The 14298-nt window shown below is 68.1% G+C and carries 7 protein-coding genes; 1 reads left to right on the top strand and 6 read right to left on the bottom strand.

The annotated features are described in order from the left end of the window. Window positions 1–175 precede the first annotated feature (175 nt). The 5 genes from AC1DXX_RS23635 to AC1DXX_RS23615 form a co-directional block, all read right to left on the bottom strand. On the bottom strand, window positions 176–1744 hold the full coding sequence (locus AC1DXX_RS23635; RefSeq protein ID WP_478136644.1) for a tripartite tricarboxylate transporter permease: 1569 nt from the start codon (window positions 1742–1744) through the stop codon (window positions 176–178). 4 nt (window positions 1745–1748) lie between these two features. Further along, entirely contained in the window at window positions 1749–2267 is a 519-nt protein-coding gene (locus AC1DXX_RS23630; RefSeq protein ID WP_478136643.1) for a tripartite tricarboxylate transporter TctB family protein, read from the bottom strand. Window positions 2268–2382: 115 nt separating this feature from the next. Then, a complete protein-coding gene (locus AC1DXX_RS23625) occupies window positions 2383–3936 on the bottom strand; it encodes a sensor histidine kinase (protein ID WP_478136642.1) in 1554 nt (517 codons plus the stop codon). After that, complete coding sequence (locus AC1DXX_RS23620; protein WP_478136641.1) at window positions 3902–4603, bottom strand: response regulator; 702 nt, start codon at window positions 4601–4603, stop codon at window positions 3902–3904. The genes AC1DXX_RS23625 and AC1DXX_RS23620 overlap by 35 nt, the downstream gene beginning before the upstream one ends. A 12-nt stretch (window positions 4604–4615) precedes the next feature. Further along, window positions 4616–5401 carry a sulfurtransferase gene (locus AC1DXX_RS23615; RefSeq protein ID WP_478136640.1) on the bottom strand — a complete coding sequence of 262 codons (786 nt, stop codon included), beginning with the start codon at window positions 5399–5401 and terminating at the stop codon, window positions 4616–4618. Between the two features lie 62 nt (window positions 5402–5463). Here AC1DXX_RS23615 and dnaE point away from each other — a divergent pair, with 62 nt between their 5' ends. Continuing rightward, entirely contained in the window at window positions 5464–8982 is a 3519-nt protein-coding gene (gene dnaE / locus AC1DXX_RS23610; protein WP_478136639.1) for a DNA polymerase III subunit alpha, read from the top strand. 95 nt (window positions 8983–9077) lie between these two features. Here dnaE and AC1DXX_RS23605 read toward each other — a convergent pair whose 3' ends face one another. Beyond that, window positions 9078–14294, bottom strand: coding sequence for an AAA domain-containing protein (locus AC1DXX_RS23605; protein WP_478136638.1), 5217 nt, complete (start codon window positions 14292–14294; stop codon window positions 9078–9080). Window positions 14295–14298 lie beyond the last annotated feature (4 nt).

Genomic DNA, 14298 nt, shown 5'->3' with positions numbered 1-14298 from the left:
GCGAAATAAAGGAGGAGGCCTGCGGCCCTAGGCCGCGCCGGGGGACATTCGCGGAGCAGAGCACACCGTCGGCGGGATCGCGCCCCGGAAAAAAACACGTCCGAACGCACCACCGCCATTCGCAAAAACAAAACGGGCCCGACTGAGCGGGTCCCTTGTTCCGGATCACTTCGGCCTACTTGCCGCCGATCGAGATGGCCTCGGCCGGCGGCGCGCCGTCAGGCGTCTTCGGCAACTCGAGCACGGCCTTCCGGCTGCTGCGTCCGCGCCATGCCGAGTAGCCCACGCCAATCAACAGCAGCACGCACAGGCCGATGAAGGTGCCGCTGATCGGACGCGTGACGAACACCGACATGTCGCCGCGCGAGAGCAGCAGCGCGCGGCGGAAGTTCTCTTCCACCATCGGCCCGAGCACGAAGCCCAGCAAGATCGGCGCGACCGAGAACTCCAGCGTCATCAGCACCGCGCCGACGATGCCGAACACCAGCACCTCCCAGATCTGGAACAGGCTGTTCTGCGTGCTGTACACGCCCGTCGCAATGAAGAACATCGCGGCCGGGAACAGGTACTTGTAGGGCACCTTCAGCAGCTTCACCCACACGCCGATCAGCGGCACGTTGAGCACCACGAGGATCACGTTGCCGATCCAGAAGCTCGCGATCAGGCCCCAGAAGATGTCCGGATGCTCGGTGATGAGCTGCGGGCCGGGCTGGATGCCCTGGATCAGCAGCGCACCGAGGATCAGCGCCATCACCGCGTCGCCCGGAATGCCCAGGCTCATCGTCGGAATGAAGTCGACCTGCGTCTTCGAGTGGGCCGAGGCCTCGGGGCCGGCCACGCCCTCGATCATGCCGGTGCCGAACTTGTTCGGCGTCTTCGACACCTTGCGCTCCAGTGCGTAGGCGATGAAGGTGGTGATGGTCGGGCCCGTGCCGGGCATGGCGCCGAACACCGTGCCGACGAGGGTGCCGCGGATCATCGCGGGGAAGGCGCGCTTCAGTTCTTCCTTGCTCGGGCGCATGTCGCTCAACTTGAGCGTGCCCGTGTCGCCGATGGTCTTCATGCGGTTCACGTTGAGCAGGAAGTCGGCCACGCCGAACAGGCCCATCGAGATGGCCACCAGTTCGAGGCCGTCGCTCAGCTCGGGCAGGCCGAACGCGAAGCGGAAGCTGCCGCTGTTCACGTCGGTGCCGACCACGCCGCAGAGCAGGCCGAAGATCGTCATCGCCACGCCCTTGAGCGGTGAGCCGCGCGACATGGTCGAGCCCGCGAGCAGGCCCAGCAGCATGATCGAGAAGATCTCGGTCGGGCCGAACTTGAACGCGATCTGCACCAGGAGCGGCGAGGCGAAGATCATCACGATGATGCCGACCGACGCCGCGAAGAAGGACGAGATCATCGTCACCCCGAGCGCGACGCCGCCCTTGCCCTGCTTCGTCATCGGGTACCCGTCCAGACAGGTCACCGCATGCGGCGGATGCGAGGGCATGTTCATCAGGATGGCACCGATGGCGCCGCCGTACTGCGAGCCGTAGAAGATGCCGGCCAGCATCAGGATGGCCGGCACCGGGTGCATCACGTAGGTGAGCGGCAGCAGGATCGAGATGGCCTGCAGCGCGCCCATGCCCGGCAGCACGCCGATCAGGTTGCCCACCAGCACGCCGAAGAAGGACCACAGGAGGTTGGAGCCCTGGAACGCGACACCGAAGCCGAACCAGAGGTCGTGGAGCGATTGACCGATCATGGCTTCAGCCTCCCCACTGGAACAACGGCAGCTGCAGCTTCAGCGCCCACCAGAACACGACCACCGCGATGAACGACATCGCGAGCGAGAGAAGCACCGCCTCGGTCAGCGTGTTGTCGCGGTCGCCGAGCGCCGAGATGAACACGATGGCGAAGGTCGCCGGCAGCAGGCCGCCGTATTCGCCGAACAGCAGGAAGGCGAGGATGCCGAGGATGATGCAGATGCCGCCGCGCAGGTCGGGCATGCCGCCCGGATGGCCGTGCGACGCGGCCTCTTCGCTCGCTGGCTTTTCGCCGCGCGCGGCGACGGCGATCAGCAGGCCGGTCAGCGCAAGCAGGCCGCCGAGCGCCACCGGGAAGAAGCCCGGCCCCATGTGCGCGAGCTCGCCGACGCGGTAGCCGATACCGGCATAGACGGCCGCGAGGCCGATGACCACGAGCAAGGCGCCGCCGTAGTAGTCCTTCTTGAATCTGGATGCGGGCCGAAGCGCGTGCGAGGCCGGATCTTCACCGTGCGGGTGCATTGAGTCTCCTTCGATTTGGAAGGAGCGCAGTCTAGGAATCGAGGCTTTCAATCGCCTTTCGGCGGAGGCGTGGAAGCCTTCCGGGCCCTCAAAATACGTGTTACTGCGTACAGCTCTACCCCGCAGAAACCCTTGGAAAAACGGCCAGCGGCAGCCTCAGGGTCGCGCGCAGTCCACCGCCGGTTGCGCTCTCGGGCATGTCGGCGCCGTCGAGTGCTATCTCTCCGCCGTTGCGCCGCGCATAGCTGCGTGCGATGGTGAGGCCGAGGCCCGCGCCCTGGGTGGCGGCGGCGCCGGCGGCCGGGTCGCGGTGGAAGCGTTCGAACACGCTGTCGCGCCGTTCGGGTGCGATGCCCGGGCCGCTGTCGCACACCTCGGCCAGCGCATGCGAGGCTTCGCGCCGCACGGTCACCGTGATGTTGCCGCCGCGCGGCGTGTACTTGATGGCGTTGTGCACGAGGTTCGCGAGCACTTCGTGCAACTCGGCGGCGTTGRCCAGGACGGGCAGCACCGGCACTTCGTCGTCGGCCTTGTCTTCCGGTTCCGATCCGCTGCATGCGTCGACCCAGCCCAGGTCCTGGTCGTTCTCGCGCGCGAGCGGCAGGTATTGCAGCACCACGGCGCGCGCAATGCCGCTGAGATCGACCACCTCCGGTTCGGCCGTCGCGCTTTCCTCTTCGGTCGTGGCATGCGCCAGGGCGAGCAATTGCTCGCTGAGGCGGCGGGTGCGCGCGAGTTGCGCCACGATGGCATGCAGCGATTCGCGCATGCGGTCGGGGTCGGTCTCGCGCACCGCGTAGCCAGCCTGGATCGACAGGATGCTGAGCGGCGTGCGCAGCTGGTGCGAGGCATCGGCCAGGAACTGCGACTGCTCCGCCACCATGCGCCGGTGGTCCGCGATGTGGTGGTTGACCGCATCCACCAGCGGCACCACTTCCTGCGGCACGCCGCCGGCGTCGAGCGGCTTCAGGTCGTCGCGCGGGCGCTCGCGCAGCGAGCGGCGCAGGCGCTCCAGCGGGCGCAGCGTCCAGGCCACGCCGAGCCACACCAGCACGGCCATCACCAGCACCATGCGCGCGTCGCGCAACAGCTCCTGCTTCAGCGATTCGTTCTGTGCCTGGAGGCGTGGGCCCGTGCCCTCGGCCGCCTGGATCAGCACGCTCCAGGCGGTGCCGGGGCGGGTGTTGTCGTAGACCGTCTGGCGCAGCGCCGCCACGCGGACCGGGTGCTGCTCGTACACCGCGTCGTAGAACACCGGCGTGCCATCGGCCGGCCGCTCCGTCGGCCGGGGCAGGCCGGGCACGCCCATGAGCGTGGTCTCGGCGGCGCCGGTGTCCAGCGGCTCGCCCTTGACGATGCGCTGCACGCCGACATGCAGGTATTTGTAGCGCAGGTGCGTCGACTCGAACATCGCCTGCACCGAGAAGGGCTCCTGCACGCTCACGCTGCCGTCGCTGGCGATCACGACCCCGTTGGCCAGCGCCTGCACGGGTTCGAGCAGGCTCTGGTCGTAGGCGACGACCAGCGACTCGGTGAGCGCCTGGTAGTCGCTCCAGCTGTCGAGCGCCATCAGCGCGACGATGCCCGGCACCAGCAGCGCGAGCAGGCGCGCGCGGATGCCGAAGCGCCGCGGCTCAGGGGATGGCGGGTGGGGCGCCCGAGGGTCCATCGGCAATGCCCTCGAGCATGTAGCCCAGCCCGCGCACGGTGACGATGCGCACGTCGCTGTCCGCGAGCTTGCGCCGCAGCCGGTGCAGCACGACCTCGATCGCGTCGGGCCCCGCGGTGCTGTCGTTGGTGAACACCTTGGCGAAAAGCTGCGACTTGCCGACCGGCGCGCCGCTGCGCATCAGCAGCGCGGTGAGGGCGGCCTGCTCGCGCGGCGTGAGCGACAGCAGCGTGCCGCGCAACGTGAAGGCGTGGCTTTCGCTGTCGTACGAGAGCGAGGCGCACTGCAGGCGCGGATGCTGCTTGCCGCGGCTGCGCCGCACCAGCGCCGCGAGCCGCGCCTCGAGTTCGACCAGCTCGAAGGGCTTGGTGAGGAAATCGTCGGCACCGAGGTTGAGGCCGCGCACGCGGTCCTGCAGCGCACCCTGCGCGGTGAGGATCAGCACGGGGGTGCGGTCGTCGGCATTGCGCATGTCGGCCAGCACGCTCAGGCCGTGCTTGTCGGGCAGGCGCAGGTCGAGCACGATCGCGTCGTACTCGGTGCCGGCCATGAAGGCCTCGGCGGTGCGCGCGTCGGGCGCGTGGTCGGCGACGAAGCCGCTCTGGGTCAGCGCCCGGATCAGCCACGAGGCCATGTCCAGTTCGTCTTCCACCAGGAGGATGCGCATCGGGTGCCCGTGTTATTGCTTGATGCCGAGGTCCGGGTCTTCGGAGGCGCGGGCGCTGGCACGGGCCGAGCGCGCGCTGAGGTCGGGCGCCAGCGCCTCGCGGCCGTCGAACACGAAGCAGTCGCCCTTGTAGTGCGCGCCGCCCACCTGCTCGAAATACTTGAGGATGCCGCCTTCGAGTTGGAGCACGTGGTCCACGCCTTCTTCGCGCATCAGGATGGCCGCCTTCTCGCAGCGGATGCCGCCGGTGCAGAAGCTCACCACCGTCTTGCCCGCGAGTTGGTCGCGGTGGGCGCGCAGCGCGGGCGGGAATTCGGTGAACTTACCGATGCGCCAGTCGATGGCGCCCTCGAAGCTGCCGTGGTCGACCTCGAAGGCGTTGCGGGTGTCGAGCAGCGCGATCTCGCGGCCTTCGTCGTCATGGCCCTGGTCGAGCCAGCGCTTGAGGGTGGGGGCATCGACGCCGGGCGCGCGTCCGGCCGCCGGCTGGATGGCCGGATGGTCCATGCGGATGATCTCGCGCTTGAGCTTCACCAGCATGCGCCGGAAGGGCTGCGTGGCGGACCAGCTTTCCTTGGTTTCGAGGTCGGCAAAGCGCACATCGGCGCGCAAACCGGCCACGAAGGCATGGATGGCGTCGGCCGTGCCCGCCAGAAACAGGTTGATACCCTCGGGCGCCAGCAGGATGGTGCCCATGAGGTCCAGGGCCTGGGCGCGGGCGCGCAGGTCTTCACGCAGCACGGGGCTGTCGTCTATGGCCACGAACTTGTAGGCCGCGATATTCAGAATCTCTTGCACGGGGCGCGATTGTAGGGATTGCCAACCCACATCGTGGGGGTGCGGCTTTCTACAATGGAAGGATGTTTGTTCACCTGCGCCTGCACACCGAGTTTTCCGTCGTCGACGGCACCAACCGAATCGACGAAGTCATCAAGGCCGCCGCTGCCGACAAGCAGCCCGCACTGGCCATCACCGACCTGAACAATCTGTTCGGGGCGGTCAAGTTCTACAAGCAGGGGCGGGGCAAGGGCGTCAAGCCCGTCATCGGCGCTGAAATCTTCATCGAAGGGCTGGGCAAGGAGCCCGGCGTGCTCACCCGCCTCGTGCTGCTGGTGCAGAACATGGAAGGCTACCTGCACCTGTCCGAGCTGCTGGCGCGGGCCTGGACGCAGAACGTGGGCCGGGRCCAGTCGCAGGCCGCCTGCAAGCTCGAATGGCTCGAAGAACTCCAGGGTGGGCTGATCGCGCTCTCGGGCGCGCAGGCGGGGCCGCTGGGCGTGCCGCTGCTGCAGGGGCAGGAAGAGCGCGCCGCCGAACTGGCGCTGAAGCTGGCGGGCATGTTCCCGCACCGCTTCTACATCGAGCTGCAGCGCGCAGGCCGACCGGAAGACGAGCCGCATGTGATCGCCGCCGTGAAGCTCGCGGCCCGGCTGCGCCTGCCGGTGGTCGCCACGCACCCGGTGCAGTTCGCCGAACGCCAGGACTACGAAGCGCACGAGGCGCGCGTCTGCATTTCCGAAGGCGAAATCCTGGGCAACCCGCGCCGCGTGCGCAAGTTCACCGACGAGCAGTACTTCAAGTCGACCGCCGAGATGCAGGCGCTGTTCGCCGACGTGCCGAGCGCGCTGGCCAACACGGTCGAGATCGCCAAGCGCTGCAACCTGACGCTGGTGCTCGGCAAGCCGCAGCTGCCCGACTTTCCGACGCCCTTCGTCAGCGAAGGCGTGCGCATGCCGATCGACGAGTTCTTCCGCCTCGAATCGTTCGAGGGGCTGGAAGCGCGCCTGAAGCACCTCTACCCCGACGAGGCCAAGCGCGATGCCGAGCGGCCGCGCTACGTGGAGCGGCTGGAGTTCGAGATCAACACGATCCTGAACATGGGCTTCCCCGGCTACTTCCTGATCGTGGGCGACTTCATCAAGTGGGCCAAGGAAAACGGTTGCCCGGTGGGCCCGGGCCGGGGCTCGGGTGCCGGTTCGCTGGTGGCCTACGCGCTGAAGATCACCGACCTCGACCCGCTCGAATACAAGCTGCTGTTCGAACGTTTCCTGAACCCCGAACGCGTCTCGATGCCCGACTTCGACATCGACTTCTGCCAGGGCAACCGGGACCGCGTGATCGACTACGTGAAGGACAAGTACGGCCGCAACGCCGTGAGCCAGATCGCCACCTTCGGCACGATGGCCGCACGGGCCGCCATCCGCGACGTGGGCCGCGTGCTGGACATGAGCTACATGTTCTGCGACGGCATCAGCAAGCTGATTCCGAACAAGCCGGGCATGTCGGTCACGCTGCAGTACCCGCCCGAGAAAAAGATCGAGGGCGACAAGAACAACTACGCCATCGAGATGGAGCCGCAGCTCGCGCAGCGCATCGAGAAGGAAGAAGAAGTCAAGATGCTGGTCGAGCTCGCGCAGAAGCTCGAAGGCATGACGCGGAACATCGGCATGCACGCCGGGGGCGTGCTCATTGCGCCCGGCAAGCTCACCGACTTCTGCCCGCTCTACCAGCAGCCCGGCAGCGACTCGGCCGTGAGCCAGTACGACAAGGACGACGTCGAAGCCATCGGCCTCGTGAAGTTCGACTTCCTGGGCCTTGCAACGCTCACCATCCTCGAGATCGCCAAAKAGTTCATCGTCAAGCGCCACAAGGGCCAGGAGAACTTCGCGTTCGAGAACATCCCGCTGAAAGATGCGGCCACCTACCGGTTGTTCTCCGAAGGCAAGACGGAGGCGGTGTTCCAGTTTGAAAGCCGCGGCATGCAGGGCATGCTGAAGGACGCGCGGCCCACGCGGCTCGAAGACCTGATCGCGCTGAACGCGCTGTACCGCCCGGGCCCGATGGACCTGATTCCCAGCTTCGTGGCGCGCAAGCACGGCCGCGAAGAGGTGGAGTACCCGCACCCGGCCGTGGCCGAGATGCTGTCCGAGACCTACGGGATCATGGTCTACCAGGAGCAGGTGATGCAGACCGCGCAGATCCTGGGCGGCTACTCGCTCGGCGGCGCCGACCTGCTGCGCCGCGCGATGGGCAAGAAGAAGCTCGAGGAGATGGCCGAGCACCGCGAGAAATTCCGCGCGGGCGCGCTCTCGACGCATGGCATCGCCCAGGACAAGGCCGACGAAATCTTCGACTTGATGGAGAAGTTCGCGGGCTACGGCTTCAACAAGTCGCACGCCGCCGCCTACTCGCTGCTGGCGTACCACACGGGCTGGCTCAAGGTCCACTACACGGCCGAGTTCTTCTGCGCCAACATGACCGTGGAAATGGACGACACGGACAAGCTGAAGCTGCTGTTCGAAGACGCCCAGAAGAATTTCGGCATCACCTTCGAGCCGCCGGACGTGAACCGCGGCAACTACCGCTTCGAGCCGGTCACCGACCGGGTGATCCGCTACGGCCTGGGCGCCGTCAAGGGCACGGGCCAGCTCGCGGTCGAGGCCGTGGTGCGGGCACGGGAAGAGGGCGGGCCGTTCAAGAGCCTGTTCGACTTCTGCGTGCGCATCGACCGCCAGCGCATCAACAAGCGCACGGTCGAAGCGCTGATCAAGGCGGGCGCGTTCGATGCGATCCAGCAGAACCGCGCGGCGCTGATCGCGTCGGTGGACCGGGCCTTCGAATTCGCCAATGCCACCGCGGCCAATGCGGCGCAGGTCGACATCTTCGGGGATGCCGAGCACGGCTCTGCCACCGCCGAGCCCGACCTGGTCGATGCCACGCCATGGGGCGTGAAGGAACGCCTGACGCTCGAGAAAACGGCCGTCGGCTTCTACCTTTCGGGCCACCTGTTCGACGAGGTCTCGCACGAGGTGCGGCGCTTCTGCAAGCGCGAGATCGGCGACCTGCTCGACAGCCGCGACCAGCAGGTCATCGCGGGCATCGTGAGCGACTTCCGCGTGATCAACGGGCAGCGCGGGCGGCTCGCGATCTTCAAGCTCGACGACAAGTCCGAGGCCATCGATGCGACGGCCGACGAAGCGCTGATCAATGCCAACCGCAACACCTTGAAGGACGACGAACTCGTGATCGTGAGCGGCCGGCTGCAGCCCGCGCGCGGCGGCTTTGAGGCGCGCTTCCAGGTGCAGCAGGTGTGGGACCTCGCGACGGCGCGCTGCCGCTTCGGCAAGTTCCTGCGCGTGGCCGTGAACGGCAAGGCGCCCGACATTGCGCGGCTGGTGAAAGACTTTCCACCACGCACCGAGCAGACCGAAGTCGGCGACCTGGTGCAGGGCCTGCCGGTGCGCCTGTCGATGGCGCGCGGTGGCGCACAGGTCGAGCTGCAGCTGGGCGAACGCGCCAAGTTCTTCCCGACCGATGCCGCGCTCGCGAGCTGGACGGCGCAGGCGGAGGCGGGCAAGGCGCTGATCGTCTACGAGTGAATGGGCTGCCTGATCAGGGGTAGAGGAACATCTGGCCGCACAACGCGTCCATCTGTTTCTTCGCCACCAGGCTGTTCAAAAAGCGAGGCTTGACGTCAAGCGGCTGAGCCTGGCGCGCTGACCTCGGCGGCGGCGGGTTCGCCCGTCTTGTCTCCCTTCTTGCGCAGCGCCAACTCGATCTGCTCGAGCACGGCCTCCGGCGCATGCAGCCAGTCCTTGGCGAGCACCTGCATCACCTGCCAACCGAACGCGTCGAGCACGCGTGGACGCGAGACATAGCGCTCCAGCACGTTGCGGTTCTCGTAGTGCGTCGCGGTGTCCACGAGGATGCCCAGCGCATAGTGCCCGGCCTCCGGCGCACGCAGCGCCAGGTCGCAGCGAAAGCGCGACTGCCCCACCTGTTCGTCGACCGCATGGCCGCGCGCACGCAGCGCCGCCGCGAGCTGCGTCGTCACCTCGTCCGCGCGCGCATGCTGCGCGCCGCTGCCACGCGTGAGTGGATTCATGCTTTCAAGCACGCGTCGTGCCGTGGCCGAATCGCCGCGCGACAGGCACTCCGCATAGCGCAGGAACTGCTTGAGCGCCGCGGCGCCTTCGTTGTGGTCGTTGGTGATCGCCTCGTGGCGGATCGTCGAGACGACCGCCATGTGGTGCCGCGCGCGGCTGAAGATCACGTTGAGCCGCTTCTCGCCGCCGCGCTGGTTGATCGGGCCGAAGTTCATCAGCATCCGGCCCTCGGGGTTCGGGCCGTAGCAGATGCTCAGGATGATGATGTCGCGCTCGTCGCCCTGCACGTTCTCCAGGTTCTTGATGAAGAGGCCGCAGAACTGGTCGTCTTCCTCGCGCACGTACTCGGCTTCGAGCCGCGCGGCGAAGTCGCTGTCGACGGCGCCCAGTGCATCGAGCTCGGCCTCGATCTCGGTTTGCTGCGCTTCGGAGAATGCGACGATGCCCAGGCTGCGGCCGGTCTCGCGCTTGAGCAACTCGCGCACGAGTTGCGCGATGTGGCGCGCTTCGCCGTCGTTGATGCGGTTCTCGTACACCGCATCGGTCACGCGGTGGAAGCTGATGGCGCGAGAGAGCAGGGCGTCGACATTCGCAGCCACCGACTCTTCCGACGGGTTGCGCGACTGCACGAGGATCTCGTCGCGCGCCGCCGCAGGCAGGCTGCGGTCCGGAATGGTGAAGAGGTTGCCCGCGTAGAAGGCCGCGTTCGAGAAACCGATGAGCGACTCGTAGCGGCTGCGGTAGTGCCAGGCCAGCAGCGTGGCCGGCAGGTTGCGCGCGCCCTGGTTCAGCAGGCTGTCGGCATCGAGCACCACGGCGATGCGGTCGCCCTCGTCCTCGACCGACACCGTGTCGTCCTCCGGATCGCGGCCCGAAGAGAAGAAGCTGGTCGGCGGCAGTTGCATCTCGTCGCCCACCACGATGATCTGCGGCGCGCGGTAGAGCGCAGGCACGGCTTCTTCCACCGGGATCTGGCTCGCTTCGTCGAAGATCACCACGTCGAACAGGTCGGCGGCGAGCGGCAGCGTGTCGGACACCGAGAGCGGGCTCATGAGCCAGATCGGCTTCATGTCGCGCACCACCTGGCCCGTCTCGCCCGAGGCGAGTTCGCGGATCGCCTTGTAGCGCATGGTCTTGCCGAACTCGTGTTCGAGTTCGCGCCGGCCCGCGTTGTAGCTCTTCTTGAAGAGCTTGCCGCCGGCGTCGAGCTGGCTCGCGGGCAGGGCGCTTTTCTGCACGTGGTCGCGAAAGCGTTGGCGCACCGCGGCGGCGAGCGTGCGGGCGTTGCGGTCGAGCAGCTTGCGCTCCCCCTCCGCGAGGCGCTGCGCATGGCGCGCGAGCGCGGCGCTGTCGAAGCGCGGCAGCCAGCGCTCGGTGCGGTAGACGCGTTCCAGGCCTTCGCGGGCCACGGCGTATTCGATGGCGTCGGGCATGAGCGGCAGCGTGCGCAGGGCCTTGGCCAGGGCCGGGTCGGCGTCGGCCAGTTCCTGCAGGTGGGGCAGCACGGTCGGCAGCGTGTCGGCCTGCTCGCGCAGCGTGCGGGCCAGTCCTTCGAGCGATGACAGCGGCTGTGCGGCGGGGTCGTCCAGCAGGTCGCGCCACAGCGTATCGAGCACGTCGGTGCGCCCGCCGAGGGCGGCCAGCCGTTCGACGTTGCGGCTCGCGCCGAGGTCGGTGCGCAGGTGCGCGTGGAAGGCCATGCGCACGCCGTTGCCGGTGGCATCGCCACGGCGCAGGGCGTCGAGCTGTTGCACGAAGTCCTCAGGGTCGGTGCAGCCGTAGCTGGCCTCGATCTGCGCGGCCTGCTTGCCGATGGCCGTGCGGGCGGTGTGCTCGGCCAGCAATTCTTCCAGCACCTGGCTGGGCTGCGGGCGCACCGCATGCTTGGAGAAGTCGTAGCGGCGCTTGAGTTCGCCCGACAGCCGCCACCACGAGGGCTGGAGCCAGCGCAGCAGCGAGCCTTGCTGCGCCTTGGCCTGGGCGAGGCCGGCCTCGGTATCGCTCGGCGAGAACTTGTCCTTCCAGTGGCCGGTGCGTGCCAGGGCTTCGTTCAGCACCTGCTGCAACGCACGGCGCTGTGCCATCGTCTCGCCGAACGCGAGGCTCGCGGGGTGTGCAGTGTCCAGCAGCGAAAGCTGCCCGCGCGCGGCGAGCGCTGAAACACGGCGCGCGTCGGCAACCACGGCCAGTCCATCGCCCCAGAGGGTGTGGAGTTGGGCGAGTGGCGGCCAGGCTTCGATCAATGCATCGCAATGCGGACCGGTCTGTTCGGCCGTGCGGTCGCTGAGCTCGACCAGCCGGGCAAGCGGCCGTTCCTGCCGCAGCAGCATCGGCGCGAGTCGTGCAAATGCATGCTGCGCGAGATACGGCACGCCGAGGCTTTCGGTGACGGCGAGATGCAGCCGCGCGACCAGGTCGGCATGGCGGCGCCAGGCCGCAAAGGCGGGCAGGGCCTCGGCCTGCACGGGCGTCAGCGCGGGGTCGTGGGGCTTGAGCGCGATCAGCCGCGCCATCAGCGTGCGCACCGTCACGGCCAGGTGCCCGGGCGCTTCGCGCATTGCGGCGTCGAAGCGTTCGAGCGCCTTCAGGTCGGCGTCCATCGTGTCGACCAGCTGGGTGCGCTCGCGGGTCTCGGCGTCCAGTTCCTCGGGCGATGCGAGCCAGTGCTCGTAGGTCTTCTTGAGGTTCTGCACGAAGGCCTTCTTGTCGCCCTGCGAGTCGTGGATCATGCAGCAGAGCTCGTCCAGCCCCTGCTGCCGCAGGCGGTGGAACACCACGTCGATGGCGGCGCGCTTTTCGCAGACGAAGAGCACGCGCTGGCCACGGCCCACGTAGTCGGCGATGAGGTTGGTGATGGTCTGCGACTTTCCCGTGCCGGGTGGCCCCTGGATGATGTAGCTGGTGCCGGTGCGCGCCAGCGCCACGGCGGCGGTCTGGGTGGCGTCGGCCTGCACCACGGGCCACTGGTCGGCCAGCGGTAGGGCGGCCGGTGGCTCGGCATCGACCTGGCGTGGCTGCAGCGAGAACACGCGGTCGAAGGCGTCGCTCGCGATCTCGGTTTCGCTCAGTGCCGAGTAGTCGCGCACCAGCGACATCTTGCGATGATTGAAGTTGCCGAGCGTCACCGAGGTGAGGTCGACGTCCCATTGATAGGGGTTGCCGCCGCCCTCGTGCAGCGCGTAGGTCTGGCGTTCGGTCTGCGCGGCGGTGGCCGCCATCTGCGGCGCGCGCGGCAAGGGCCGTGCGCCGACCGCATTGCGCAGCGGCAGCGGAACCGGCCGCACCTTGGTGTGAAAGAGCTGCAGGCCGAGCGGGCGGAAGTCGTCCTTCGCATAACTGAAGCCCTGCGCCGCGACGGGTTGCGCGCCGGGGTTRCGCACGCGGGTGCGGCGCTTGAACTGTTCGAGCCGTTGGCGGGCGCGCTGGTGGATCAGTTCGATCTCGGGCTGCTTCATCAGCCGCAACTGCACGCCGGGTTCGCTCGCCGCGATCTGCGCGGCCAGTTGGGCGTGGAACTGCTCGATGGTGGTTTCGCGCAGGTCCACCGTCTCGGGCAGCACGATGCCATAGAGCTGGCGCAGGTGGTGCCGCAGCGTGGGGTTGACCTGGGCTTCGCTGGAGGCGGCCTCGAGCAGGTACTGATCTTTCACGCCCTTCTTGCGCGTGAGCTCGACCGACAGCATCAAGAGCGGCGACGCGATGCGCTCGGCCGCGTCTTCCTTCAGGTTGTGCCAGCGCAGGAAGGCGATCACCAGCGACAGCTGCGAGAAGCCGTATTCGGAGCGGTCGCGCCGCGCTTCCTGCAGGATGCGGTCGAGCGCGCCCGGCAGGTAGGGCTGGTCTTCGAAGCGCAGCCAGCGCGCGAGCGGCACCGGGTCGCAGGTGGCGATGTCGCTCGCGAAGCGGCCGTCCCACACGCAGAGCTGGTCGACGCGGATGTTCTTGATGTCCACCACCAGCGGCACGCTCGCCACCGTGAGGTTCACATGCATCTGGCTCGGCTTGAAGTGCAGCAGGCGGTTGCGGCGCGAGAGGTCGAACAGGCGGTCGCGCAGGTGCACGCGGATTGCCTGGCGGCGCTGGCCCGCGCCGTCCCTTGCGGGCGCAATGCGGTCGAGGCCGAGGTCCAGCGGCTGGTCGCGATAGGTTTCGAGGCGGCGGATCACCGAGGGCAGGTCGCGCGCGCGTTCGTGGCGGTCGAGCGCCGTCATCTCGCCGATCACCGCGGCCACCACGGGGTGCAGGCGGCGGTTGAGCGCGAACAGGTTGCTCCGGCTCGCGACGAACCGGCCCAGCTCCTCGCTGTCGGTGAAGTCGAGTCCGCACGAGAGACTGGCGAGCACCTGGCCGAGGCAGAGGATGTCGGTCAGCGCGTCATGGTGCGCGAAGCGCAACTCCCAGGCGGTGTAGCCGGGCAGGTAGACGGGGCGCGCCGGCAGGGCGTCGGACGCAGCGTCGGCCATGAGCGCGAGGTTCTCGACCGACACGCCTTCGTCGGCGTCGAGCGTCACGCGGTGCTCGCCGACCACGCGCAGCACGGAGGCGGCGGGCTGTTCGAGCGGCGCGATGGCGCCGCGGTTCTGGCGGGGCTCTGTGCCTTCGGGCCGGGCGAGCGCGAGGGCGGGCGTGTCGTCGACGCGGTAGGCGAAGGCGCTGCCGAGCACGGCGACCTTGCCCTGCTCGTGCAGTGCGGACACCTCGCGCAGCAGGGGCAGCACGAGGCTCAACACGTCGTCGGTTTGCAGGCCGCCGTGGGCGTCGGCTGTGTCCAGCAGTTGCAGCAGGGGGGCGACGGCGGGTGTCATTGGA

The organism is Variovorax sp. P4_B10 (assembly GCF_056402375.1).
This window is presented reverse-complemented; position numbering and strand designations above follow the sequence as displayed.